Source organism: Pseudomonas morbosilactucae, from assembly GCF_023241715.1.
Classification (GTDB): domain Bacteria; phylum Pseudomonadota; class Gammaproteobacteria; order Pseudomonadales; family Pseudomonadaceae; genus Aquipseudomonas; species Aquipseudomonas morbosilactucae.
On record NZ_JALQCW010000084.1, the window covers coordinates 1 to 22,139 of the forward strand.

At 58.5% G+C, this 22,139-nt stretch carries 26 protein-coding genes, 1 tRNA gene and 2 pseudogenes; 12 read left to right on the forward strand and 17 right to left on the reverse strand.

The features are described 5' to 3' along the window. The coding region (locus M1B34_RS27465) for an arginase family protein (protein ID WP_268266758.1) at positions 1-449 on the reverse strand (449 nt) is incomplete at its 3' end. A 343-nt stretch (positions 450-792) separates the two neighbouring features. Here M1B34_RS27465 and M1B34_RS27470 point away from each other — a divergent pair. Beyond that, the gene (locus M1B34_RS27470; RefSeq protein ID WP_268266759.1) at positions 793-1,686 is read left to right on the forward strand and encodes a LysR substrate-binding domain-containing protein; all 894 of its coding nucleotides are present in this window, start codon (positions 793-795) and stop codon (positions 1,684-1,686) included. A gap of 88 nt (positions 1,687-1,774) precedes the next feature. Further along, the gene (locus tag M1B34_RS27475) at positions 1,775-2,212 is read left to right on the forward strand and encodes a GNAT family N-acetyltransferase (RefSeq protein ID WP_268266760.1); all 438 of its coding nucleotides are present in this window, start codon (positions 1,775-1,777) and stop codon (positions 2,210-2,212) included. A 51-nt stretch (positions 2,213-2,263) separates the two neighbouring features. Here the strand turns inward: M1B34_RS27475 and soxR are convergent, their stop codons facing one another. Beyond that, a complete protein-coding gene (soxR, locus tag M1B34_RS27480; RefSeq protein WP_268266761.1) occupies positions 2,264-2,725 on the reverse strand; it encodes a redox-sensitive transcriptional activator SoxR in 462 nt (153 codons plus the stop codon). Between the two features lie 113 nt (positions 2,726-2,838). Between soxR and M1B34_RS27485 the strand changes: the two genes are divergently transcribed. Beyond that, a complete protein-coding gene (locus M1B34_RS27485) occupies positions 2,839-4,323 on the forward strand; it encodes an MFS transporter (RefSeq protein WP_268266762.1) in 1,485 nt (494 codons plus the stop codon). A gap of 108 nt (positions 4,324-4,431) precedes the next feature. On the opposite strand, the gene M1B34_RS27490 is transcribed toward M1B34_RS27485, so the two are convergent. Beyond that, positions 4,432-5,151 carry an SDR family NAD(P)-dependent oxidoreductase gene (locus M1B34_RS27490; protein ID WP_268266763.1) on the reverse strand — a complete coding sequence of 240 codons (720 nt, stop codon included), beginning with the start codon at positions 5,149-5,151 and terminating at the stop codon, positions 4,432-4,434. Between the two features lie 237 nt (positions 5,152-5,388). Here M1B34_RS27490 and dapF point away from each other — a divergent pair, with 237 nt between their 5' ends. Next, positions 5,389-6,207, forward strand: coding sequence for a diaminopimelate epimerase (dapF, locus tag M1B34_RS27495; protein ID WP_268266764.1), 819 nt, complete (start codon positions 5,389-5,391; stop codon positions 6,205-6,207). Between the two features lie 71 nt (positions 6,208-6,278). Here the strand turns inward: dapF and M1B34_RS27500 are convergent, their stop codons facing one another. Continuing rightward, on the reverse strand, positions 6,279-6,842 hold the full coding sequence (locus M1B34_RS27500; RefSeq protein ID WP_268266804.1) for a histidine phosphatase family protein: 564 nt from the start codon (positions 6,840-6,842) through the stop codon (positions 6,279-6,281). A gap of 363 nt (positions 6,843-7,205) precedes the next feature. Here M1B34_RS27500 and M1B34_RS27505 point away from each other — a divergent pair, with 363 nt between their 5' ends. Further along, positions 7,206-7,610 carry a hypothetical protein gene (locus M1B34_RS27505; RefSeq protein WP_268266765.1) on the forward strand — a complete coding sequence of 135 codons (405 nt, stop codon included), beginning with the start codon at positions 7,206-7,208 and terminating at the stop codon, positions 7,608-7,610. Between the two features lie 360 nt (positions 7,611-7,970). On the opposite strand, the gene M1B34_RS27510 is transcribed toward M1B34_RS27505, so the two are convergent. Then, positions 7,971-8,459, reverse strand: a complete 489-nt coding sequence (locus M1B34_RS27510; RefSeq protein ID WP_268266766.1) for a P-loop nucleotide/nucleoside kinase family protein — start codon at positions 8,457-8,459, stop codon at positions 7,971-7,973. Between the two features lie 382 nt (positions 8,460-8,841). Between M1B34_RS27510 and M1B34_RS27515 the strand changes: the two genes are divergently transcribed. Then, a complete protein-coding gene (locus tag M1B34_RS27515; protein WP_268266767.1) occupies positions 8,842-9,105 on the forward strand; it encodes a DUF1652 domain-containing protein in 264 nt (87 codons plus the stop codon). A 138-nt stretch (positions 9,106-9,243) separates the two neighbouring features. Here M1B34_RS27515 and ykgO read toward each other — a convergent pair whose 3' ends face one another. Continuing rightward, complete coding sequence (ykgO, locus tag M1B34_RS27520) at positions 9,244-9,393, reverse strand: type B 50S ribosomal protein L36 (RefSeq protein WP_020297337.1); 150 nt, start codon at positions 9,391-9,393, stop codon at positions 9,244-9,246. A 272-nt stretch (positions 9,394-9,665) separates the two neighbouring features. On the opposite strand from ykgO, the gene M1B34_RS27525 reads away from it, so the two are divergent. Together M1B34_RS27525 and M1B34_RS27530 are read left to right on the forward strand one after the other, a co-directional pair. Beyond that, a complete protein-coding gene (locus M1B34_RS27525; protein WP_123333506.1) occupies positions 9,666-9,866 on the forward strand; it encodes a hypothetical protein in 201 nt (66 codons plus the stop codon). Positions 9,867-9,941: 75 nt separating this feature from the next. Continuing rightward, complete coding sequence (locus M1B34_RS27530; RefSeq protein WP_268266768.1) at positions 9,942-10,574, forward strand: hypothetical protein; 633 nt, start codon at positions 9,942-9,944, stop codon at positions 10,572-10,574. Between the two features lie 24 nt (positions 10,575-10,598). Here the strand turns inward: M1B34_RS27530 and M1B34_RS27535 are convergent, their stop codons facing one another. Together M1B34_RS27535 and M1B34_RS27540 are read right to left on the reverse strand one after the other, a co-directional pair. Further along, positions 10,599-11,189 carry a hypothetical protein gene (locus M1B34_RS27535; protein ID WP_268266769.1) on the reverse strand — a complete coding sequence of 197 codons (591 nt, stop codon included), beginning with the start codon at positions 11,187-11,189 and terminating at the stop codon, positions 10,599-10,601. Positions 11,190-11,196: 7 nt separating this feature from the next. Then, positions 11,197-11,484 (reverse strand): annotated as a pseudogene (locus tag M1B34_RS27540) (siphovirus Gp157 family protein); the annotation flags it as partial. Between the two features lie 127 nt (positions 11,485-11,611). On the opposite strand from M1B34_RS27540, the gene M1B34_RS27545 reads away from it, so the two are divergent. From M1B34_RS27545 to M1B34_RS34185, 3 genes and pseudogenes are all read left to right on the forward strand, one after another. Next, complete coding sequence (locus M1B34_RS27545; protein ID WP_268266770.1) at positions 11,612-12,352, forward strand: host specificity factor TipJ family phage tail protein; 741 nt, start codon at positions 11,612-11,614, stop codon at positions 12,350-12,352. A gap of 122 nt (positions 12,353-12,474) precedes the next feature. After that, a complete protein-coding gene (locus tag M1B34_RS27550; RefSeq protein WP_268266771.1) occupies positions 12,475-12,939 on the forward strand; it encodes a hypothetical protein in 465 nt (154 codons plus the stop codon). Between the two features lie 105 nt (positions 12,940-13,044). After that, positions 13,045-13,700, forward strand: a pseudogene (locus M1B34_RS34185) (glycoside hydrolase family 19 protein). Positions 13,701-13,996: 296 nt separating this feature from the next. On the opposite strand, the gene M1B34_RS27565 reads toward M1B34_RS34185, so the two are convergent. The 3 genes from M1B34_RS27565 to M1B34_RS27575 all read right to left on the reverse strand — a co-directional run bounded on the left by M1B34_RS27565 (position 13,997) and on the right by M1B34_RS27575 (position 15,319). After that, positions 13,997-14,344 carry a hypothetical protein gene (locus M1B34_RS27565; protein WP_268266772.1) on the reverse strand — a complete coding sequence of 116 codons (348 nt, stop codon included), beginning with the start codon at positions 14,342-14,344 and terminating at the stop codon, positions 13,997-13,999. Positions 14,345-14,530: 186 nt separating this feature from the next. Continuing rightward, positions 14,531-14,617: transfer RNA gene (locus tag M1B34_RS27570), tRNA-Leu, on the reverse strand. A 417-nt stretch (positions 14,618-15,034) separates the two neighbouring features. Beyond that, positions 15,035-15,319 (reverse strand): hypothetical protein, encoded by a 285-nt coding sequence (locus M1B34_RS27575; RefSeq protein WP_268266773.1) that lies wholly within the window; start codon positions 15,317-15,319, stop codon positions 15,035-15,037. A gap of 369 nt (positions 15,320-15,688) precedes the next feature. On the opposite strand from M1B34_RS27575, the gene M1B34_RS27580 reads away from it, so the two are divergent. Further along, a complete protein-coding gene (locus M1B34_RS27580; protein ID WP_268266774.1) occupies positions 15,689-16,009 on the forward strand; it encodes a YbjQ family protein in 321 nt (106 codons plus the stop codon). A gap of 26 nt (positions 16,010-16,035) precedes the next feature. Here M1B34_RS27580 and M1B34_RS27585 read toward each other — a convergent pair whose 3' ends face one another. The 6 genes from M1B34_RS27585 to modA form a co-directional block, all read right to left on the reverse strand. Then, the gene (locus M1B34_RS27585; protein ID WP_268266775.1) at positions 16,036-16,428 is read right to left on the reverse strand and encodes a VOC family protein; all 393 of its coding nucleotides are present in this window, start codon (positions 16,426-16,428) and stop codon (positions 16,036-16,038) included. A gap of 80 nt (positions 16,429-16,508) precedes the next feature. Then, positions 16,509-18,149, reverse strand: coding sequence for an ABC-F family ATP-binding cassette domain-containing protein (locus M1B34_RS27590; protein WP_268266776.1), 1,641 nt, complete (start codon positions 18,147-18,149; stop codon positions 16,509-16,511). Positions 18,150-18,313: 164 nt separating this feature from the next. Next, positions 18,314-19,342, reverse strand: a complete 1,029-nt coding sequence (locus M1B34_RS27595) for a DNA topoisomerase IB (RefSeq protein ID WP_268266777.1) — start codon at positions 19,340-19,342, stop codon at positions 18,314-18,316. Positions 19,343-19,426: 84 nt separating this feature from the next. Further along, on the reverse strand, positions 19,427-20,515 hold the full coding sequence (gene modC / locus M1B34_RS27600; protein ID WP_268266778.1) for a molybdenum ABC transporter ATP-binding protein: 1,089 nt from the start codon (positions 20,513-20,515) through the stop codon (positions 19,427-19,429). A 3-nt stretch (positions 20,516-20,518) separates the two neighbouring features. Then, positions 20,519-21,199: a molybdate ABC transporter permease subunit gene (modB, locus tag M1B34_RS27605; protein WP_268266779.1), complete on the reverse strand. Its 681-nt coding sequence runs from the start codon at positions 21,197-21,199 to the stop codon at positions 20,519-20,521. Continuing rightward, positions 21,200-21,967 carry a molybdate ABC transporter substrate-binding protein gene (modA, locus tag M1B34_RS27610; protein WP_123333490.1) on the reverse strand — a complete coding sequence of 256 codons (768 nt, stop codon included), beginning with the start codon at positions 21,965-21,967 and terminating at the stop codon, positions 21,200-21,202. Between the last annotated feature and the right edge of the window lie 172 nt (positions 21,968-22,139).

Here is a 22,139-nt window from a genome sequence, read left to right on the forward strand (position 1 = left end):
GCGCCCACAAAGTCCGCATCACCTTCACCGAGCAAATTGCCCAAGACCATGGCGTGTGCGTTTGAAAAGTCCTTGGGCGTCAAAACATCGGGGTGGGCGTCCACCCAAAGCACCGCAAGGTCTCCGTCATATCGCTCATTCAAGTAAGCGAACGGCGCCAAATCTACGAGGCAGTCACCGCCCAAAACAACAATCCTGTCCGGTGCATATTGATCAATCAATGTTCGGGCGTTGTGCATTTGTTTGAGCAATGCGCTACGCCCCAAGATGCCATCTTCCAGCGGCAGTGGATCATTAGTGGGCACTTCGACTTTAACTTCGGCGACCGGGCCGGATGGGTTGGGTGCAAGCCAGGAGAGGAGTTGAGCGCCAAAGTAGTAGGGGGGATTGTTGCCGCCCTGCCATTGCGGGAACAGCAACCTTAGTGTGAGGTCCTTTGTTGCGTTCATGGGGTTCCGTTCTCTGTTCTCTAGTGAAATTTGGCGTTGATGGATGACGTGCAGGCACAGGGTCGTCGCTAAAAAACAAACACCCCTTCACCAACGTCCTCCCATTCGGGAAACGCTTGAAAGACCGAGGCGGTCGACGATGAGGCTGCTGGAGCCGGCAGCGACGACCACTTGGGTGAGGGGCATCAACAAGGCGCAAGACGCTTGCCCATTAGTGTTGGCGCTGATCACCCGACAGTCAGAGCACGCGTTTAAATCTTAATTGCACAAGAATGGGAGATAAACATAGGATTGTGAGCATCATTCGCTCAACCAGGTTGTTAATGTGGATAGGTTAAAAGCGATGGAGGCGTTCGTGGCGGCGGCGGATGCGGGGTCCTACGCAGCGGCAGGAGAGAAACTTGCGATATCGCCGCAAATGGTCGCGAAGCATGTGCAAGCGTTGGAAAGTCGCCTGGGGGTTCGTCTTTTAAATCGAACTACGCGGCGCCAAAGTGTCACGGAATTTGGTACGCGCTATCTGGAAAGATGCAGGCTCATCCTCGCTGAGACGGAAGCGGCTGAGTCGATGGCGAACGAGGCTCTACATGAGCCGAGCGGTCGATTACGCATAAGTGCCCCGATCAATTTCGGGGCGGGTAGTTTTATGACGTTCATCCAGCTGTTTCTTGAGCGCTACCCCAAAATAGAAATCTCATTGACACTGACAGAACGTTTCGTTGATCTGACCAACGAGGGTTATGAAGCCGCTATACGCGTAGGCGGTATTGGACTTGAATCTGATTCATTGGTCAGGCGAAAACTAAAGAAATATCAGTTGTTGGCTTGTGCATCACCAACCTACATTGAGAAATTTGGCGTACCTGAAATCCCTGAGGATTTAGCCCATCACAACTGTGTTTCCTACATGTTTTCAGATCGAACTTCTGAAGAGTGTTGGCGCTTCTCGAAAGATGGCGAACCCCATGAGGCACGTTTCAAGAGTCGCTTATCGGTTAACGATATGCGGGCGTTGATCACGGCTGGAGTGAACAGTTTCGGGATCGTTCTTGGTGATGAAGATACCCTGGCAGATGCTATTGCAAGCGGCTTGCTAGTGCCGGTGCTACGCGACTACGAGGGCCCCTCGCTGCCGTTGAGCCTGGTCTATAGAGCGGATCGGCAGAGGACCGCTAATCTTCGGGCATTCGTTGAAGAAGCCATCGGTTTTTTTGAAAAACTCAGCTATCCAAAATGACTTTTCCCGGCACGCGGACGGCCTTCGTGGAATGCGTCAGGTCTGTAAGGAACGTTTCCATCAAGGACAGGGTATAAAAGAGGACCTCATGAAAAAAGCAATCAGGCTTGCTAACCAAGGCGATATCAATGCCATTTTTTATATTCGAACCAGCGTTCAGGAAAACCATTTATCCCATGATCAGTTAACGGAAATGGGCATCACTCCCGAGGCTATCGGGCAGGCAATTCTAGAAGCACCCTGCGCCTGGGTCGCGGAGGTCGATGGCGTCCCCGTAGGTTTTTCCATGGCGGATGTCGAGGAGGGTTGTGTGTTTGCGGCCTTCGTTCTGCCCGAATTCGAAGGGCTCGGGTTCGGGCGTAGGCTGATGGAGAGAGCGGAAGCCTTTCTGTTTCAACACCACCAGACCATCTGGCTAGAAACCGCCGAGGCAAGCCGCGCGAATGGCTTTTACCGGAACCTCGGCTGGCGGCCTGTGGAGCACTTGCCAGAGGGTGATGTTCGTTTTGAAAAGTGCCTGAAATAATTTAGGCATCCGGCGGGCAATCCTGACAGCCCTATGGACTCAACCGATCAATCACTTCGTGGGCACGGAGTCTTTCTCCAGTAAGACGGCTCCTTCCCCTAGCTGGCTCAAACGATCACCGGGATTGCGAAGAGGGCAGTCGTCCATAGAGAGACAGCCGCAGCCGATACAACCGTCGAGTTGATCGCGAAGCTGGGTGAGGCTGTGGATCCGTTCAGTCAGCATGTCTCTCCAGAGTGTGGAGAGGTGCGTCCAATCTCTGGTTGTCAGAGGGCGTCCCGAGGGAAGCCCATCCAGGGCGTCCTTGATCGTGGCCAAGGGAATGCCCGCGCGTTTCGCGATCTTGATAATGGCAATTCGGCGAAGAGTATCCCGGGCATAACGACGCTGGTTACCTGCGCTTCGTTGTCCGTGAATGAGGCCCTTGGCTTCGTAGAAGTGCACGGTCGCGATGGTGACGCCGCATCGGCGGGCGAGCTCTCCTACCGACAGTGGCACGCGAACATCGATCATAAATGCCTACTCCATGTTGACCTCATCTATACATGAGGTTTTATAAGGAGTGTCGGTTTGCCTTTGCAAGCCTTCATTCGCCGCTGCGAGTGAAATCTCGACGTGGGGTCCATATGGAAAAGCCTGATGTGCCAGCTGATCACTATTCACAATCGACTGTAGAGGCCAGTGCCTTCAGGGAGGTCTGTCCTCCAAAAAACGCTTGGGCCGCCTTGCTGTCTGGCAGGAATGGCGTGCGCTCGCTTGCGCTGGCGGGAGGCGTCGTCCTCCATGCGATCAATGTGTATATCGCCACCACCATTCTGCCTTCTGTTGTCAGGGACCTTGGCGGCATCGACTATTACGCGTGGAACACCACGCTGTTCGTCGCGGCCTCGATCCTCGGTTCAGCGCTGTCGGCGCGGTTGCTGGTCAGCGCGGGGCCGCGCGGCGCGTACATCATTGCCACCTTGGTGTTTGCCCTCGGCACGTTCGTCTGTGCGTTTGCCCCATCAATGCCCGTTATGCTCGCTGGGCGTTTTGTTCAGGGGCTGGGCGGCGGTTTTCTGTTTGCACTGTCTTACGCGATGATCCGGCTGGTTTTCGAGGAGGCCTTATGGCCGCGCGCAATGGCATTGGTCTCCGGCATGTGGGGGGTGGCAACGCTGGTTGGTCCGGCTGTAGGCGGGGTTTTTGCTGAGCTCGGCGTATGGCGAATGGCGTTCTGGTTGCTCATTCCGGTTGCCGCACTGTTCGCCTTGCTGGCTGTTGCCGCGCTGCCTAAACGCAGTGCCAATAACGCTCAACGCCCGCCGCTCCCACTGGCCCAACTGGTTCTCTTGACGTCGGCAGTCCTCGTGGTTTCGGCGGCCAGCGTCTCTTCAATCCTTTCCTGGAACATCGGGGGCATTGCAGTCGCCGCCATTCTGACGGCCCTACTGATAGGCACAGAGAGCCGTGCCCGCCATAGGCTGCTGCCAACGGGTGCATTTCGCATCACCACAACACTGGGGGCGCTGTATGCAACGATGTCACTGCTGGCGGTGGCCATTACCAGTGGTGAAATATTCGTACCGCTGTTCCTCCAAGTCCTACACCACCAATCCCCACTAGTCGCTGGCTATCTCGCAGCGCTCATGGCGGCCGGATGGACCCTGGGGTCCATCGCAAGCGCCGGGGCGAGCGGCAAAAATATCGGGCGTGCGATCCTTGCAGGCCCGGTTATTGGACTGGCCGGCATGGTGGCGCTTGCCGTTCTGATGCGAGTCGAAAGCGAGGGGGGCTGGTGGGCGCTCTCGCCGATCTGCCTGGCGCTCGTTGCCATTGGCTTGGGTGTGGGGCTGGCCTGGCCGCACCTGTTGACTCGGGTGTTTCAGGTCGCCTCGGCGGGCGAGCAGGACCTGGCAGCAGCGTCGATTACCACCGTGCAGTTGTTCGCCACCGCCCTTGGCGCGGCCCTGGCCGGCATGGTGGCCAACGTTGCCGGCCTCTCTGACCCTGGAGGCGTTGTCGGCACGGCCAGCGCTGCGGGCTGGCTATTTGGCGTGTTCGCGATCGCGCCGATCCTTGGCGTTTTTACAGGTTTACGCGTGGTCCGTTTTTATTCGAAAGCCAGGTAGGAGGGACCTGTAGAAGCAGGGGAGTAGGGTCTCTGCCTTGGGTCGATTGCTGATGGTCATCAACCGCAGCAGCCGGCCCGGGCATCTTCTGGTGGGGGGATCCCGCTATCAGAAGCGCTCATCGAATATTGCTGGCAAGGTGATTTCCTTGACGAAGCTTGCTGAAGACAGGCTCAAGGCCATGCGTACCACCTGGACGACGTCGTGCACGGGAATTGAATGACCTTCACCGCGCTGCTCGGCGAGCGCTCTTGGCGTGTTCAGCGGGTCTTCGGTATTCAGGTAGCCGAGGTTCAAGCAGGTCACCCCCAGGCGTTGCTGCCGGTACCCTTCACGCAGCGCATCGGCGATACCTCGCAACGCGAACTTGGAGGCGCCAAAGGTGACTTCGGGTCGTCCACTTTGCGGCAAACCGGAAGTCGACCCGGTCAATATGATCTTGGGGTTCGCGCTTTTGAGCAGCACCGGAAGCAGGCGCTTGATCAGAATAATGGTCGACGTGATGTTGCAGTTGACGATGTTTTCCACCTGGTCGTCGTGGTCCTCCAGGAAGTCGTACGCCGGGTCAAAGGCGAACGCTTCCCAGATGCCCAGGTTGTAGATCAGCGTATCCAGCCCGCCGTCCACCACCGCCTGTTCGATGATCTGCGCAGCCTTTGCCGGTTCGCCAAGGTTGGCTTCCAGCCACTGCACCTCGACACCCGCTTGAGCTATCAGGTTTTCGGGGCGGGTCCGAGACACACCTATCAAGGTGTCCCCTGGTTCACCCAATCCGTCGATCAAGGCTCTGCCTAACCCTTTGCTTGCGCCGATCACCATCGTTTTCATTAATCGTCTCCTTGACCTGTTTGCTGAACGTTGGGGCTGGCATGCAAACAGACGCCTCATGGCTTGGCAATCAAGAGGTTGTTTCCAGGTGTTCGGCGAAGGGTGCGGATGATGGTCTGGGTAGGGCGGATGGAGAGGTGGAGCGACCCTGTGCTTGCAAAGGTTATGCGAATGACGGTTAGATCGTCGTCAACCGTCAATTCACGGCCTGTCCCGCCGCTTAAGGTCTGTCTATCTATGCCGCTGAGGTTTCTTAAAATGCACGCCAATGGCGATGACTTCGTCATTGTCGATTCGAGAGATTCAGCCAACCCCATGACCAGCGCCCTGGCTCGGCGGTTTGGGGATCGAAACCGAGGTATTGGCTTCAACCAGATCGCAGTGGTGCTCGATTGTGAAGATGCCGCAGCGCGGGTGATGTTCTGGAATGCCGATGGCTCGACGCTGGATGTGTGTGGCAGTGCGACGCGCGGTGTTGCCGATTTATTGATGCGTGAATCAACCCAGGCGTCGGTCATCCTGCGCACCCAGCGTGGGCTGCTGACCTGTGAGCGAACGTCAACCGGTGCCATTTCGGTCAACATGGGGGAGCCGTTTTTTGCCTGGTCGGAGATTCCCCTGGCGCAAGAGCTGAACACGGCATTGTTGCCTCTGGCGGGCGACCCGGCGGCCTGCAGCATGGGCAATCCTCACTGCACTTATTTTGTCGATGACCTGAGCGACGTTGATATCGCGACAATCGGGCCGACCATCGAAAACCACCCTCTGTTCCCGCTCCGGACCAACGTGCATTTTGTCCAGGTCATTGACCGCCAGCACATTCGGCTGCGTATTTGGGAACGGGGTGGCGCTATTCCTCTGGGTTCTGGTTCCTGCTCCTGCGGTGCGGTGGTCAATGGCATTCGTCGTGGCCTGCTGGACCACCGCGTCGACGTTGAATGTGATGGCGGCACGGTGACGGTGCAATGGGACGGCGTGGGGGCGGTGTTTCTGAGCGGCCCGGTGCAGAAAACCTTCTCGGGTGTTATCTCGGACCGCATGCTGCATGACGCTTAGTTGAGGTTGCGTCATCGGCAGCCCGCTTAATCATGACCACCCTCAGCATTTGGACCGTGCGCGCCCGCGCTTCAACGCTGACCGGTTCGATAGGTTGTCGCGCTCCAGTACCGGCTACCGCTGCTGTGATGGCGCGTCCATCCGGCAGCTTCCAATTGTTTGGCAATCATTCGATTCATGAACCCATGACCGAGCAAAAGAACCGGGCCTTCGCCGCTCACGGATGCCAGGTGTTCGGCAGCCTCTTTGGCTCGCAACTTTGCCTTTTGGGCGGACTCGACGTTCCCTGAGAAACCGCACAGCCATAAAATTCGAAGAATAAAGGCCCAGGTAAACGGCGAAAGTCGCGGTCGGGTCCAGCGTCCATAGGGCAATTTCGCCTCGCAGAAAACTTCATCCACGATGCTTGGTTGAAGGCCCAGTGCCCGAACGGATGTCAGTGCCCGCGGCGCGGTGCTGGATACGATGACGCTGGCATTAACGGCCAGTTCCACACTGGTTTGCGGTGCGGGTTGGGCAGTGATTTCCGAGAGGTCGTAATGCTCAATCCAGTGCTTCATATCCCGCGCTGAAATCGGCTTGACCTCAGCCAGGTTCGGTTGGCCATGACGCATTAAAATAATTTCCCTGTCCACTGTAACGATCTCCCTGGCACTAACATCGGCTTCTGTATTGAACGTTTCGCCACGTCTTATACAGCGAAGCTTAAGCATGGAGTTAAAAACTGTTCGTCCATTTTTGAGCAGCAAGCGTTGATCGTTGACGGCACCCAAGTGGCGAGGGAAATAGCAGAGCGGTTCTGCGCGTCGTCCGAGCGCGTAATTGTCTGTTCGTAGTGCCTGTAGCAAGGATGCCCATGGACTGCTCAATCCTTAGTACAGTTTTCTAATCACTGAACTCTCTTTAGTCCTGTTTTTGGTTTTCTGATTGGAAAACTCAATAAGGAGCTGCAACTATTGCCCTGTATGTTTATTGATAATAAAAACAGGGAATAGAGCATGTTGGGTTTTTTTTCGATATACAGTAAAGAGTACCTCGCCACATTAATGATCGTGACAACCTTGTTTTTTGCTTTGCCTATCTTTTTGGCGCCCTTGCAATGGGCCAGGTTAATGGGCTGGGCGATTCCCCAAGAGCGTCACTTGGCTGTTTATTTCGGTCGATGTTTGGGCGCTTTTATTCTGGTGGTGGAAATCATCATGTTGCACTCCGTTATGAACGGTATTCATGATAGTTACGCCTTTGATGTGTTGTATCTGGTGTTCTTATTGATGGCCGTCGTGCATATCTATGGCGCGATCAGGAAAGTCCAGCCCCTTTCCGAGACCCTGGAAATCGGTCTCTGGCTGGCCCTGATCGTGTTGAACACGCTGTTTTATCCAGGCACTGCCATCACCTTCTGATGAGCATCAGGCCCAGGCAGCAGGTGCGTGCCGCTTGCTGCCGTTTTACCGCTGGAGGCACGGGCTGTAGTTTGCGCGACAGAACGCAAGAATGAACGTGGAAACCCTTTAAATGGTGCGGGAATATTTTATCGTTGCCGCGAAAAAAGTGTGGTTATTGAATGACTTAGATGATTTTTTCTGCGTTTTTTTTACGAAAACATATTGTTACAGGTGTTGGGCTGAGATAAGATTGCGTCGCGTTCACCTACCACGGTTTATGCATTTTTAAGCCCCAAGTTTCCATCAGCTACTTGGGCTTTTTTTTGCCTGAAATTTGCCTTTTTGGCCCCTCAGCTTTGCTGATGAGGCCCAGGCCTGCTAATAACGAACCTCATGCAATTGCTCATCGGCGTGGGGCTCGACGAAGTAACTGGAAATCAGTCGAAATGCCGCCTCATCGGTGGCGAAAGGATGATCGCCACGCTGGTTTCTTTCCCGCAGCCGCGCCAGGCAGACCTCGTCGTCGATGGCCAGCACATGCAACGCATGCTCGGCCTGGGCGTTGTCCGCCAATCCCCTGAGCCAGGCACGTTGCGCCACGGTGTTGGCTGGAAAATCCATGACCACGCTGGTTCCCGCTCTCAGCAATGCAATGACCAGTGGTTCCATGGCGGCGCACAGGCGCTGCGCATGGAGCTGGTAGTCGGCGAGGGTGGCGATGGCGCCAGGGTATAACTGCGCCAGCCATTGATCCTCACAGACCAAGACTGTGCTTGGTGCCTGGGCGAGTTGGTGTGCCAGGGTGGATTTGCCCGAGGCAATCTTGCCGCAGAGCAAGTGCAGGACGGCGGGGGAAGGGTGGTGCATGGTCGGTCTCCTGGGGGCGAAACCTCAGAGGGCCGGGAATAAAAACCCGCCTCTGAGGCGGGTTGGGTGTTCGTTGAACAGCGCTAGCCCACCACGGCGTCGATGGGGCTAATCATTGCGGTGCGAGTTGCTGGGCAGTGAGCGTTCATGGCGTTCAACCTAGCAAAGGTCGGGTGCGGATTCATAGGGATGATGCTGAAAAAATCCTACGATCACGCCATGCCAAGGCGACCAAGGGGCGATGGAGTGGCTTGGGCCCTCTTTAACTGCGTGAACTGCGAGCCAGTTGGCATATTTCCCGGGGGTGGCCAATGCGCGCGGGCCCAGGCTGACCTACGCTGAATCGGTTGAATCCCAAACGCCGGTGCAGCCGGAGGACGCCATGCTTGCCATTGTTGAGCTTTGCCACATTGTGGAATCCGGCTTTCTTCCCCTGTCTTGCCATTGCACGGTCAACGGCAATGGCTCCCTGACGATCAAGATCTTCGACTCCGAGTCGGGGCGCGTCGAGCTGTTGCTCCCTGGCGTATCTACCAGCGACCTCACCAGCGTCAGGTCAATCTCCAATCTGATCGGCGAATTACGCACCGAAATCAAGGCAGGGCGTAGAGCTTTCGCCGGTGGTTTCAGCAGCTATGCCGGTTGACAGGGCGTTAGCCCAGGGCTGACGTTTCCGGATCGCTTGCTCGGGTGAGGAAGGCACCCAAGACGTTTGACTCGTTCATCAAGGGCGAGGCCAGATGTGTTTCATCTGCACTGGCCTCGCCGATCTTCCTACCGATCTTCAGCCTTTGTTTTTGTTCTTGGCGCCCCCTTGCCTGGCCTTGAAGCGCGGGTTGGATTTGCAAATCACATAAATCCGCCCCCGACGCTTGACGATCTGGCAGTCCCGATGGCGGTTTTTGGCTTCCTTGAGCGATGACAGCACTTTCATGGTGAGGCTCCTGCTTGGCTTGAGATGTAATAACGTATCTTAATCGCCAATAAGAATTATTATCAGCACTCAATTGTCCGCCGGTGGATTTTTACGGCGTTGCTGGTAGGACGGTGTTTGGGGGATCTGTTCCTGTGCGGTCATTTCTGGGGCAGGGCTGCGCAGCGCGTAGGACTCAAAAGGAATTATGTCTAATTGCCATCATTCCTATAGACTCGCGCCGACCCCATCGCGGCCAGGCCATTGACGGCCAAACAACATGGAAGCACGTGATGGAGAAACGGATGGTGGTAGGCGGTTTTACGGTCGCGGTGACGTTGGGCCTGCAGGGTTGCGCAAGTATTCCCGGCAAGTCTGGCCGTGCGTTCTTTCTGTTCGGTAGCCATGGCCTACCTTTTCTAGTCCACTGTGTGCGTCTATTTGTCATCACCCTTATTGGCTCGCGTTGGCAGGTGGGCACCGAGGCGGCGTGAAAAAGCCTGATGCCCTTGGGCCAGACTGTCTGGCAGTAGTGGTACTGTCTAAGCAGCACCCCTGGAGCCTGCTAGATGAATCGTCAAAGTCCACCTCACCGCGTCGCAACGCCTCAAGTCGCGTCAAGCACTGAAAGCCCAGCCGCCCACCCCCCTATTTGGCATCGCGGCCCGGACTTACTGACCGTTGGCAGCACGGGGGCGGCCATTTTTGGTTTCAGTTTTGTGGTGCTTTGGTTGTTGCCCGGCTTAGTGCTGACGATACTGCTCCTTCTCGGGTTCGAAGCGATACCAGGTGAACCGAGCAGCGATGGGTCTAGCCTCACAACGTCGTCGCTCATCCAGTTCCTGTGTGGTTCTGTTGTGCTCATGGGGCTGGTCTTCGCGTGGATGTCCTCTGCTGCTAGAGTGCTGGCCTTCACGTTCGACGAAAACCAGCAACTGCTGACCCTCACGGTCACCCGTCGCGGTCGTAAGCCCACCGAGGTGCAGGTGCCATTTAGCGACATTATTTGTATCAGCCCTTACGTGTTAGCCAGTTATGACCGTCATGGCTATTTTAGCGTCGTGTGTCAGGGGCCGAGGGACAAAGAGCTTGAATATCGATTGGCTGAGGGTACTTCTCTGGAGGAAATGGAGTTTCACACTGCTTGGTTGCGGGAAATAATTGGCTTACGGATGCACCATGTACTGAATCTGGACAAATGAACTGCTACATCGCTTTGATACGGGCTATGCGGCGCATGAAGTGCCTTGGCGAGCTTTGGGGTAGTCGATGCCGTGGGCGCCGATGATCCGTTCAAAGGCCTTGTTGCTGATCGCCAGCCTTCCGCAACACTGACGCCGGGTAATGCCCAGTTCCAGGAAGGCTCGAATCCTCTCGGCATACTTCGCTTCTCGGGCTTCCAGCTGTTCCGACCGCTCAGCACCGTTGGCCCCACCACGCGCTGGCTTCTTGAACTTGATCCCATGTTCTTGAGCCATGCTGCATAGGGTTCGCCTGCTGATGCCCAGGATGGCTAAAGCCTCGGATTGGGTGTGAGTTGAGGCCAGAGCGATTGCTCGCTCGACATTCCTCATTCGCTTTTCCGTGCGCGGATTAAGTGGAGGCGGCGGCAGAGGAGCAGCTTCAACCCGACGGCGAACAAGCGGCTTGGGTGCCGGAGGCATCTGGTTGCTGTAGGTGATTTCCTTTGGCTTGTAGCCGCTCGGTGGCCCGACTTCGATCTGGCCACCGCGCGCCATGAGCTCGGCCATCTGTTCGGTCAACTCATCATGGAGCGGGCGCCGCCGTTCGACTTCGTTCTGTAGGATGCTGATCATGGTTACCTCACTTGAGGCGAATCGAGCTTTCGCCGCGCTCCAGGTGAGCCCAGCTTGGTTCTTCCAGAAGTTCGGCTTCCGCGTCCTCGCCGGCGGCCATTCGCTTGCGCACGGCTTCGTTGTGATCGCGGATTTCCTTGAGGCGGGTGGCGATTGTTTTCTTGTCCGGAGTGATCACGCTTTTCAACGAAACAAACTCATCAGGTATTGCCTGTTCGTTGTCGACGATCACACGCTCGGGCGACAGGACTAAGGTGATGGTGAACAGAGGCCGCTTGATCGACTTGATATCTGCAAGCGATACGTCGAGCGAACTCTTGATCAGATCGGATTTACCGAGACCTTGGAGCTGCCAGTGGCTATCCGGCCGGAGGCGCGGATGCGGCGAATCGGCAAAAAATCGACTTCAACAAGGGCGGCAGATGCGGTACGAGGCCCGCGGTGTTGCCTTCGATCACATCTACAACCCTCAGATTATGAAGGAGTCGCTTTCCCGGGAATTCAATTCGAGCACGATCGATGACTACGACGGTGTTGATGTTGAGTACACCGACTCAAAGACCTGGCAGAAGGAAACCGTGGAGTGCCGCCTGCCAGGGGATGTCGGGCTGCGCGTTGACAAGATCAAGCTGGAAGGCGTGACCAACCGAGACAGGGCCTGGCGCATTGGTATGCGGCAGAGAAGGGCGCACATCTATCGTCGCAAGACCTACGGTTTCTCCACTGAGCTGGACGCACTCAACAGCGAGTATCTGGCCTATGCGGCGCTCGGCGACAACGTTCCAGGATACTGTCAGAGCGGGATGATGGAGGAGTTCGCGCCAATGTCCGGTTCGTTCCTGATCAAGTCGTCGCAGCCGTTCGACTGGAGTGCTGGCGGCGTCCACCTGGTGGCGGTTCGTCGCAAGAATGGCACGGCCTTAGGGCCTTACGTGGCCACGCGAATTGATGACTACCGCTTCACGATTCCCACCCTGGACTTTGTGCCGGACCTTGAAGGCCGGAGTGAGCCACCGGTTTTGCAGTTCGGGCCGGAGGGGCGCTGGTGCTACCCCGCGCTGATCACCGACGTTACACCCAGCGGCACCGCGAGTTTCAAGGTCTCGGTTGTGAACTACGACGTTCGCGTCTATGCGGACGACGACAACTTCGCACCGGCATAGCCGAAATCGTTCTGCCAGCGTCATCGAAGGTGAGGGGGCTGATTAGGTGCAAGCCCGTGGAGCACTGGAACATCCTAGCGCTGCTCCGGTACAGTGGTTCGCCGTTAAAAGGAGAAGCGCTGATGTACAACGCAGATGATGTATACAGGCTGGTAGACGGGTTAAGTCTGGATTGGAAAATCAGAGAAATAAAGTCAGCTCTGGGGTCAATTGAATCTCAGCTTCGAATCGTTGGCTCCGAATCTCTGGAGGGGTTAGACGACATTCAACGCTCCCTTTCGGATGTGGTACAGGCTGAGGATTCGGGTGAGGATCGTCTGCTGCCCGTTAATGCTTCACTAAACTCCATATCTGAAACATTGAGTGAAATACTGGAGATTGTGAATCGCCCTGACGATGAAGTTATGACTTGGCCGCCTGTAATTGGCCAGGTTGTGACGCTGCAGGGCTGGGACTATCCCCATGTCGTTAAGGCCGTCGAGATTGAAGACGGGGTAGTTAAGTATCTTGTTGGCGCCAGTACGAACCGTAGTGATCCACGGGATGTTCTCGTGAGGCTCGCCGAAGTTCTTCCGTATAAATGGTAGCCACGTCTGATTGATACAAGGTCACTTATTGCCTTATCAATAAATGAATTGAGGAACATCAGATTGCCCGCGATAAGCGGGCTTTTTTTCGCCTGGAGAAAGCGAATGCCAATCAATGAGCAGCAGTTGCTGCAGAACCTCCCGAACGCCGGCCCAGTTGCCGGCGTATTTGTGCCCGTCTTGAATACCGCTATGGGCAAGTACGGAGTTGTCACTCGCCTACGCATGGCGGCCTTCATTGCCCAGGTAGGTCACGAGTCCGGCCACCTGCGCCGGGTTCGTGAAGGCCTCGATTACAAAGTCGAAGCCTTTATCACGGGGTTCTCCCGTGAGCGCATCAGCGAGTCGGATGCGCGGGCCTTTGGGCGCACGCCGATCCGCGCTGTCAATCAGCAGGCTATTGCGAACTGCCTCTACGGTGGCCCTGGGGGGCGAAGAGCCTAGGTAACACTGCATCAGGTGATGGCTGGACTTACCGCGGACGCGGGTTGAGCCAAGTAACCGGTCGGGCGAATTACAAGCGCTGCGGTGATGGCCTGGGCGTTGATCTCATCAGCCAACCAGAGCTGCTTGAGCAGCCTCGGTACGCCGTGCTGTCTGCCGCATGTTTCTTCTACGTGAACGGGCTCAACAGCCTGGCGGATGCCGGAGCCATCCAAGACATCGGCAGCATCATCAATACCGGCAAGCCTGGAAGGAGGCCTAAGGGTGCCGAGGATCGCAGGGCGCTGTATGAGTCGGCCCTGAAGGTGCTGGCGTGATCAGTCTTCGCACCGCAGGTGCGGCGATCTGCCTTGCGCTGGCGGCCATGGCCTTTTGGGGCCTCTACCAGCACGGCCGCTCGACGATGGACGATGAGTGGAAAGCGCGCTGATGAAAGAGCGGGAGACCTGGCAGCAGATGCTGATCAAAGTCGGGGCAGGGGAGTGATCTGCGAGCAGGCTTATGGCGGTCTTGGGAAATAGGGGGTTGTGTTCCGTCGGCGGAACAGCGGAGGAGAGTTTTAAGCAGTGCCTTCAGCCAGCCTGTTAATCAGGCTGGCCGAGCAAAACTTCAATCAAGTGCAGTTGCGCAGAGCCTGGTGGTCGAAGTCTTTTATCTTCGCCCAGCCAAAGACTTTGCCTGCGTCACGCTCTGGATCTGCGGCGTCGTAATCAGGGACAGTCAGTAGCTGCACGAAGCCATTAGCTTCTGCCCCAATAGTGAAGGCGCTAAAGGTCTTCAGTACAGAATTGCCTGCCTGAGTATTCGGTTCGCTGAAAATTACGATTGGCTGCTTGAAATTGAGGCTTCCATCTTTTGCGATAGTCGTTTTAGGGTAAACGCACTGGCCAACATTGCTGGACGCAAAGGCCGCGGTGGGTCCAAGCGCGGCCAGTGTCGCAACCAGAATTAGCTTTTTCATTTTCGATCCTTGAAGCTTGGGAGTAGCCGCCAAGACTACCATGATGATGTCTATTTGCTATCTATGGGGGATAGATGTTCGATCGGCAGGACGCCGTGGAGTGGGGATTGCGGTGTAGCCTAAAAATTGCGGAGCATAAACAACAAGGGCCTGCATGAGGTTAATCACGCAAGCCCTTGATATAGATGGTGCCCGAAGCCGGAATCGAACCGGCACGCCCTTACGAGCGGGGGATTTTAAGTCCCATGCGTCTACCAGTTTCGCCATTCGGGCGGTAGCGCGATAAAGCGGCCTGGGATGTCTTGATCAGCGTCAAGCGATGCCAGTGCCTTGCAGCAGGGTGAGGAATATATACACCCCGCACCCATGAAGCAAGGTCAGTGAGTGTAATTGAAGGCCGTGTGGTGATTTTTTTGGAAGCTGAAAAAGCTCTATAAATCATTGGGCTACGGCACTCGCTCGAGTGGAAAGCCGGTATTTCGCTACTGATCAACGCCAGCCTTCAGCTCCTTTTGTGGTGACCTCGGCTCACTTTTTTCAAGGCAAAAAAAAGCCCGCGGGAGAGTGCGGGCGAACGTAGTTGCTTGAATGAGCAGGGCGACTATACACAGCGCCTTTTTAACGGTGGGTGAAAGAAATTTCATCTTGGCCGGCACGTCGGGTGCATCGTTAAGCGGGCACAGTGCTCGCTTAGACAAAAGGCTGGTCGGTAAAGCCGCGTGGCAGGCGCTGCCTGCCGGACATCGCGCTCAAGCGCTGGATCCAGGCGCTGCGCCAGTCATTGGCGGTGGTGGTTGCCTTGTTTTTACGTGCGGCTCTGCGGGCGGCGTTGCGTTGAGTGCGGCGGGCTTCCTTGAAGGCTTCGGTGCCTCGGCAGGTGCGGCATTTGACCCGTGTCAGTTCAGTGGTGGAACTGAGGTGGGAACCGTGATGGCCGCAGGCAAGATGCCCGGCAACCTTGAAGTGAATGACCATAGTGCGTCTCCTTCCTGATAAGTGCGGGGCATGGGAAACAGCCTGCCATGCCCACCTGGACTGCGGGACGGCGGCGCCTGTTTAGGCGTTTGCTGTCCATGGAGCCGCACTGGCCGATTGGCCGAAGACTATCCCTGTCTATCCTGAGTGACGCAGGTCCTGGGCCTGTTGGTCGTTGGCGATCCCATAGTTTTAGGACCTCCAGGGTGGTTCAACGTTCGGTGTTTTTGGGGCCAGGTGAATTGCCCACAATGTTGTTGTGCCTGGATGAGGCAAACGAAAAAACGCCGTTGTGAACAACGATCTTCGCCAGGCTTCACGCTAAGATGGCGGCTTTTTGCAAGCCCTCCAAGGGCAAGGGAGTTGCCGATGATTGTCACCACCACACAGCACATCGAGGGTCGGGAAATTGCCGCGTACCTGGACATCGTCAGCGCAGAGTCGGTGCAGGGGGTCAACCTGGTGCGTGATTTGTTCAGCGCGGTGCGGGACGTCTTCGGCGGTCGCTCACAGACCCTGGAGCGTGCATTGAAGGAGGCTCGGATTCAGGCCACCGACGAGATCAAGGCGCGGGCTCGCCAGTTACAGGCGGACGCTGTGCTGGGGCTGGATTTTGAGATCAGCATGGGCGGCGGTGGCAAAGGCATGGTGACGGTGTTTGTCACGGGCACCGCGGTCAAGCTCAAGTGAGTTGAACCTGCGATGCCCTGCGGCGGTTACCCCGCGATGGGTGTACAGAGCTCCACCAGGGTGCCGTCCGGGCAGCGCAGGTAGGACACGGTCTGGCCCCAAGGCTTGAGGCTTGGGGGCGAGAGTTCGCTGGCGCCCTGGGCCAGGGCCTTGGCATGGGCGGCTTGAACCTCGTCGGTCACCAGGCCCAGTTCCATGCCCAGCGGTTGTGGCGATGAATGAGCCGCCACATGGCCGCTGCGGAAATTCATCTCGGCCAGTTGGTGGTCGGCGAAGGCGAGGGTGGTTTCGCCGCTCTCCAATTCGCCATAGGTGCCGGACTCATGCAGGAAGCGCCGGCTGAAGCCAAAGGCCTGTTCGAAAAACTGCAGCGACGCCTCGACGTCAGGCACATAAACGATGGTGTATCCGAACTTCATGGGGTAACGATCCGTGTCGATTATCGGGGCGCGAAGATTATCACGCCCAATACCGCTGAGTCGGTGCGGTGGCGGAGAGTTCATGGCGCGGCCTCGTGCAAGTACCACCCTTCAGGCGTCCACAACAGGTGATGGGTGGGTTCGAGCGCATCGATAAACGCCTGATCGTGGGAGGCCACCAGCAGCGCTCCGGGAAAGTCCCGCAAGGCCGTTTCGAAGGCCTGTACCGATGCCAGGTCCAGATGGTTGGTAGGCTCATCCAACAACAGCAGCTTGGCTGGAAGAGGGCGCCACACGGCGCTGGTCAGTGCGGCTTTCAGGCGCTCGCCGCCACTCAATAAACCACTGGGTCGTGTCACCTGCCGGGGTGAGAGTTGCAGGTGGGCCAGGTGATTGCGCAAGGCGCTTTCATCCCCGGGGCCGTTGGCGGTCAGTAGTTGTTCGAGCACTGAGCGTTGGGGGGCTAGTTGCGCCAGCGACTGATCGAGGTAGGCGCAACTGACAGACACCGTGCACCGCCCGCTCAGCGGCACGCATTCGCCGGCGAGCATCTTCAACAAGGTGGATTTGCCACAGCCATTGGGCCCGCTGAGGATGACCCGGGCCGGGCCTTTGATGTGGCAGGTCAGGTAGCTTGAGGGCGCTGTCGGCGGCAACCAGGGCAGTTGCGCGCGCTCCAGGGAGAGCACCTGCTGCCCGCTGGGCACGGCGCTGGCCGGAAGGTTGAGCAGCACCGGGGCATCGGCCAAGACCCGTTCATAGGCCGTACGCACCTGGGCGTCGAGGTTCGATTTGTGGTCCTGATGGGCGTGGCGCACCTTGCCCATGATGTCCCGCGCCGCGCCTTTGAGCTGGGCCCGTTCAAAACCTGCGACATTGGCCGTCATCGCCTGCTTGCGGGACAGGGCGGCATGTCGCTGGATGCTGTCGTGCTCCTGTTGCAGGCGTTTGCGCTCGCGGCTACGTTGGCTGCGCGCCTGTTCCAGCGCGGCCTGGCTGGCGCTGTCTTGTGCTTGGCGCCTGGCCAGGAATTCAGCATGGCTGCCGCTGTGGCGTTGCACGCCCTGGGCGCTGATTTCGACGATGCACTGCACGGTGTCGAGCAGTGGGCGATCATGGCTGATCACAATCAGCCCGCCGCGCCAGGCTTGCAATTGCTGGGTCAACCAGTGCCGCCCGGCACGGTCCAGGTGATTGCTGGGTTCGTCCAGCAGCAAAAGGTCGGCATCGCTGAGCAGGGCGCCGATCATCGCTACCCGAGCCCGCTGCCCACCGCTGAGGCTGGCGGCCGAGTCCTCGGCGCGCAGGTGGCCGAGGCCGGCGCCATCGAGCATCTGCGCCATGCGCTCGGCGAGGTCCCAGCGCTCGTCCACCTGCTGCAAATCCATCAACGATGCCTCGCCTGCTGCCAAGCGCTTTAGCGCTTGCAAGGTCGGCGCAACTCCGGCGAGTTCGGCCACGCTGTGGGCCGCGGTGATGGCGAGATCCTGGGCGACATAGGCCAGGCTGCCGTGGCGGCTGATGCTGCCCGACGACGGCTGCAGTTCCCCGGCGAGCAGGCGGGCGAGCAGCGACTTACCGCTGCCGTTGCGTCCGATGATGGCCGTGGGGCGACGGTCGAAGCTGAGGTTCAGTGAGTCGAACAGAGTTTCGCCATGGGCGAAGCGATAAGTCAGCTGATTCAGGGAAATCAGCGCAGGTTGCCGTGTGACCTGAGTCATCAGCACCTCCAAAAAATGCAGGGGAAACCAACAAGCGCAGGGACTGGCTTGTCGCGAGGGCATTCTGGAAGGCTTAGTGATTCACGTCGGCAATCGTCCTGGGACGGTGGGGAGGGGCGTAGCCTAGCGCGCAGTAAGCAGGCGTGACAACCCCGTCTGCCCGGTCAGGTTTTAAGCAAGCGTTCGAGAAACATCGCCAGGCCGACTTCCTCGGCTTTCAAGCCCTTGCGCACCCGAGGCTTGGGCAGCGTCGCCAGTTCGCCGAGCAGAAAGCTGTCCAGTAGCGCCGGGTGGATATAGCAACGCCGGCACACTGCGGGTGTGTTGCCCAGCTGTTTGGCCACATTTTTCACGGCTTCGACGATGTGCTTCCTCGCTTGCGTTTCCGGCTCCCAATGCAGTTCCCGTAGCTGGGCCAGGGCCTGGCTGCTGCCGGCCCAGGTGCGGTAATCCTTGGCGGTGAAGTCGGCGCCGGTGAGTTCATGCAGGTACGCATTGACGTCCGAGGAGCTGATGCTGCGCCGCTGGCCGTCCTCGTCCAGGTACTGGAACAGGTCTTGCCCCGGCAGCTCCATGCAGCGCTTGACGATGCGCGCCAGGCGGCGGTCCTTGACGGTGATCTGATGCTCGATGCCGCTCTTGCCACGAAACTGGAAGAGGATGTCCGGGCCTTTGATCGCCACATGCTTGCTGCGCAAGGTGGTCAAGCCATAGGAGCGGTTGTCCCGCGCGTACTCGCGGTTACCGACCCGGATCAGGGTGGCATCCAGCAGGCTGATGACCGTGGCCAGGACCTTGGTGCGGCTGAACCCGGGTTCGCTCAGTAGGTCGTCCAGGTGCTGCCGCAACTTGGGCAGGGCTCTGCCGAACTGCAGCAGACGCGAGTATTTGTCGGCATCGCGCACTTCGCGCCAGCGCGGGTGATAGCGGTATTGCTTGCGTCCCCGGGCATCGCGCCCAGTGGCTTGCAGATGGCCTCGCGGGTCGGCGCAGATCCACACGTCGCTGTACGCCGGAGGGACAGCCAGGGCGTTGATCCGTTGCAGCTCGTCCGGGTCCTTGATGACGCCGCCCTGGGCATCGACGTAGCTGAAACCGCCCCGACGCTTTTTGCGCCGGATGCCCGGCTGACGGTCATCGACGTAATGCAGGCCGGCGGGAACCGGCGGTTCGGACGGGGCGCGGTCGGGCATGGCGGGGTTCCTTGGCAAAGGGTGGGGCCTCTTTGCAGATTGACCGCAAGCCCTGCCCGTTGGTGCCCCAGCGTTGGCGGTGATTCAGGCCAGCACTGCCACGGCCTTGATCTGTGCCCAGAGCGCCTGGCCCGGGTGCACCGCCAACTGGTCCCGGGAGAAACGGGTGATCCGCGCCAGCAGCGGGGTGCCCGCTGCGTCCAGGCGCACCAGCACGTGGGCGCTGTTGTCGGCAGCGATTTCACTGCTGACGCTGACCGGCAAGCGATTGAGGATGCTGCTGTGCTCCCCGGCCTGCAGGCTCAGGCTGACGTCTCGAGCCTGGACCTTGAACCTCAAGTGCTTGCCCACGGCGAGGGGCGCGTGAGCCACCCGCACATTGAGCTGGCTGCCCGGTAACTGCAGGGTCAACAGTTGGTAGTGGGAGTCGTAGCGGATGACTTGGCCCTCGATCACCACGCCAGCCTCGTCTCCCAAGGCCAGGGGCAGGTCGAGACGTGCCAGGGTTTCGCCGATCGGTCCGCTGGCCAGGGCTTTGCCCTCGTTGAGCAGGACGATGTGGTCGGCCAGGCGCGCCACTTCATCCTGGGCGTGGCTGACATACAGCAGTGGAATATCCAGCTCGTCGTGCAGGCGTTCGAGGTACGGCAGGATCTCGCTTTTACGCTTGGCATCGAGGGCCGCCAGGGGTTCGTCCATCAGCAGTAACCGGGGGCTGGTGAGCAGGGCGCGGGCAATGCCGACGCGCTGGCGCTCGCCGCCGGACAGATGTTGCGGATGGCGTTCCAGCAGATGGCCGATGCCGAGCAGTTCGGTGGCGTGGGCCATGTCCACTCGGCGCTGATGGCGGGCAATGCGTCGCAGGCCGAACTCCAGGTTGCCGCGCACCGACAGGTGGGGGAACAGGCTGGCTTCCTGGAATACATAACCCAGGGCGCGTTTGTGCGGCGGCAAAAACAGGCCTTTGTGGCTGTCCTGCCAGACCTCGTCATTGATCCGCACCAAGCCCTCGGGCGCGCGTTCAAGACCGGCGATGCAGCGCAGGCAACTGGTCTTGCCGGAGCCGGAATGGCCGTACAGCGCGGTGACGCCACGCCCGGGCAGGTGCAGGTCCAGGTCTAGGCTGAACGCCGGATAGTCGAGCTTGAGGCGCACATCAATGGTCGAGGTCATGGGTCAGCTCCAGCCGGCCTTGGTCTGGCGGCTGGAGTACAGGGCCAGCAGCACCAGGAATGAGAACACCAGCATGGCGCCCGCCAGCCAATGGGCTTGCAAGTATTCCATGGCTTCGACGTGGTCGTAGATCTGCACCGAGACCACTCGGGTCTTGTCGGGAATGTTGCCGCCAATCATCAGCACCACACCGAACTCACCGACGGTGTGGGCAAAGCCGAGAATCGACGCGGTGATAAACCCCGGCCGGGCCAAGGGCAGAATCACGCTGAAAAAGGTGTCCCAGGGATTGGCACGCAAGGTCGCGGCCACCTCCAGGGGACGGCTGCCGATCGCCGAGAAAGCGTTCTGCAGGGGTTGCACCACAAAGGGCATGGAATAGATCACCGAACCGATCACCAGCCCGCTGAAACTGAACGTCAGGGTGCCCAGCCCCAGGGACTGGGTGAACTGGCCAATCACCCCGTTGGGCCCCAGCGCCAACAGCAGGTAGAAGCCGATCACCGTCGGCGGCAGCACCAGGGGCAGGGCCACAATCGCGCCGATGGGGCCGCGCAGCCGGGAGCGGGTGCGCGACAGCCACAGGGCGATGGGAGTGCCGATAATCAGCAGAATCAGGGTCGTCAGGGACGCCAGTTTCAGGGTCAGCCAGATGGCGGCGAAGTCGGCACTCGATAGCGGCATTTAGAGTTGGTAACCGTAGGACTTGATGACGGCCGCGGCTTTTGGCCCCTTGAGGTAGTCAACCAGCGCCTTGGCGGCTGGGTTGTCTTTACCTTTGTTGAGGATCACCGCGTCCTGCTTGATTGCATCGTGCATCTGCTCGGGCACGATCCAGGCCGAGCCGCTGCTGACTTTGCCGTCTTTGTAGATCTGCGACAAGGCAACAAAGCCCAACTCGGCGTTGCCGGTGGAGACGAACTGATAGGCCTGGGTGATGTTCTGGCCTTCGACGAGCTTGTCCTTGACCTTGTCGGTCAGGTCCAGCTTGGCCAGGACTTGAGTGGCGGCCAGGCCATACGGCGCGGTTTTCGGGTTGGCGATGGACAGGTGCTTGTACTGGTTGTCCTTGAGGACTTGGCCCTTGGCGTCGACATAACCTTCCTTGGCCGACCACAGCGCCAGGGTGCCGATGGCGTAGGTAAAGCGCGAGCCCTTGACCGTGTCGCCTTCGCTTTCAAGTTTTTGCGGCGTGGTGTCGTCGGCGGAGAGGAACACTTCGAACGGCGCGCCATTCTTGATCTGGGTATAGAACTGCCCTGTGGCGCCATAGGCGGCTACCAGTTTGTGGCCGGTGTCTTTTTCAAAGTCGGCGGCGATGGCCTGGATCGGCGCGGTGAAGTTGGCAGCGACCGCCACCTGGACTTCATCGGCCTGGACCGAGCCCATGGCGAATGCGGCGAGCAGGGTGGCGAGGCACGTCGGGGCAAAACTTGAGGCGCGAAGGGTCATGAAGCAGCTCCGTTGAGGGCAAGGGCGTGGCGCAGAGGGTGAGAGGGGGACTGCACCGACGGTCGGTTAAAGCGCTGTATAGCGGAATATATAGCGAATGACCGACGAACGGAACTGCGGGTGTCTGGGGGGGAAGCGTCAGGCCGGCCGCGACCGATGTCGCGGCCGCGAC

What these genes read in the sequence shown, in the direction of transcription:
- M1B34_RS27470 (WP_268266759.1), top strand. Translation starts at nt 793, where the DNA reads ATGGAGGCGTTCGTGGCGGCGGCGGATGCGGGGTCCTACGCAGCGGCA.
- M1B34_RS27475 (WP_268266760.1), top strand. Translation starts at nt 1,775, where the DNA reads ATGAAAAAAGCAATCAGGCTTGCTAACCAAGGCGATATCAATGCCATT.
- soxR (WP_268266761.1), bottom strand. Translation starts at nt 2,725, where the DNA reads ATGATCGATGTTCGCGTGCCACTGTCGGTAGGAGAGCTCGCCCGCCGA.
- M1B34_RS27485 (WP_268266762.1), top strand. Translation starts at nt 2,839, where the DNA reads ATGGAAAAGCCTGATGTGCCAGCTGATCACTATTCACAATCGACTGTA.
- M1B34_RS27490 (WP_268266763.1), bottom strand. Translation starts at nt 5,151, where the DNA reads ATGAAAACGATGGTGATCGGCGCAAGCAAAGGGTTAGGCAGAGCCTTG.
- dapF (WP_268266764.1), top strand. Translation starts at nt 5,389, where the DNA reads ATGCCGCTGAGGTTTCTTAAAATGCACGCCAATGGCGATGACTTCGTC.
- M1B34_RS27505 (WP_268266765.1), top strand. Translation starts at nt 7,206, where the DNA reads ATGTTGGGTTTTTTTTCGATATACAGTAAAGAGTACCTCGCCACATTA.
- M1B34_RS27510 (WP_268266766.1), bottom strand. Translation starts at nt 8,459, where the DNA reads ATGCACCACCCTTCCCCCGCCGTCCTGCACTTGCTCTGCGGCAAGATT.
- M1B34_RS27515 (WP_268266767.1), top strand. Translation starts at nt 8,842, where the DNA reads ATGCTTGCCATTGTTGAGCTTTGCCACATTGTGGAATCCGGCTTTCTT.
- ykgO (WP_020297337.1), bottom strand. Translation starts at nt 9,393, where the DNA reads ATGAAAGTGCTGTCATCGCTCAAGGAAGCCAAAAACCGCCATCGGGAC.
- M1B34_RS27525 (WP_123333506.1), top strand. Translation starts at nt 9,666, where the DNA reads ATGGAGAAACGGATGGTGGTAGGCGGTTTTACGGTCGCGGTGACGTTG.
- M1B34_RS27530 (WP_268266768.1), top strand. Translation starts at nt 9,942, where the DNA reads ATGAATCGTCAAAGTCCACCTCACCGCGTCGCAACGCCTCAAGTCGCG.
- M1B34_RS27535 (WP_268266769.1), bottom strand. Translation starts at nt 11,189, where the DNA reads ATGATCAGCATCCTACAGAACGAAGTCGAACGGCGGCGCCCGCTCCAT.
- M1B34_RS27545 (WP_268266770.1), top strand. Translation starts at nt 11,612, where the DNA reads ATGCGGTACGAGGCCCGCGGTGTTGCCTTCGATCACATCTACAACCCT.
- M1B34_RS27550 (WP_268266771.1), top strand. Translation starts at nt 12,475, where the DNA reads ATGTACAACGCAGATGATGTATACAGGCTGGTAGACGGGTTAAGTCTG.
- M1B34_RS27565 (WP_268266772.1), bottom strand. Translation starts at nt 14,344, where the DNA reads ATGAAAAAGCTAATTCTGGTTGCGACACTGGCCGCGCTTGGACCCACC.
- M1B34_RS27575 (WP_268266773.1), bottom strand. Translation starts at nt 15,319, where the DNA reads ATGGTCATTCACTTCAAGGTTGCCGGGCATCTTGCCTGCGGCCATCAC.
- M1B34_RS27580 (WP_268266774.1), top strand. Translation starts at nt 15,689, where the DNA reads ATGATTGTCACCACCACACAGCACATCGAGGGTCGGGAAATTGCCGCG.
- M1B34_RS27585 (WP_268266775.1), bottom strand. Translation starts at nt 16,428, where the DNA reads ATGAAGTTCGGATACACCATCGTTTATGTGCCTGACGTCGAGGCGTCG.
- M1B34_RS27590 (WP_268266776.1), bottom strand. Translation starts at nt 18,149, where the DNA reads ATGACTCAGGTCACACGGCAACCTGCGCTGATTTCCCTGAATCAGCTG.
- M1B34_RS27595 (WP_268266777.1), bottom strand. Translation starts at nt 19,342, where the DNA reads ATGCCCGACCGCGCCCCGTCCGAACCGCCGGTTCCCGCCGGCCTGCAT.
- modC (WP_268266778.1), bottom strand. Translation starts at nt 20,515, where the DNA reads ATGACCTCGACCATTGATGTGCGCCTCAAGCTCGACTATCCGGCGTTC.
- modB (WP_268266779.1), bottom strand. Translation starts at nt 21,199, where the DNA reads ATGCCGCTATCGAGTGCCGACTTCGCCGCCATCTGGCTGACCCTGAAA.
- modA (WP_123333490.1), bottom strand. Translation starts at nt 21,967, where the DNA reads ATGACCCTTCGCGCCTCAAGTTTTGCCCCGACGTGCCTCGCCACCCTG.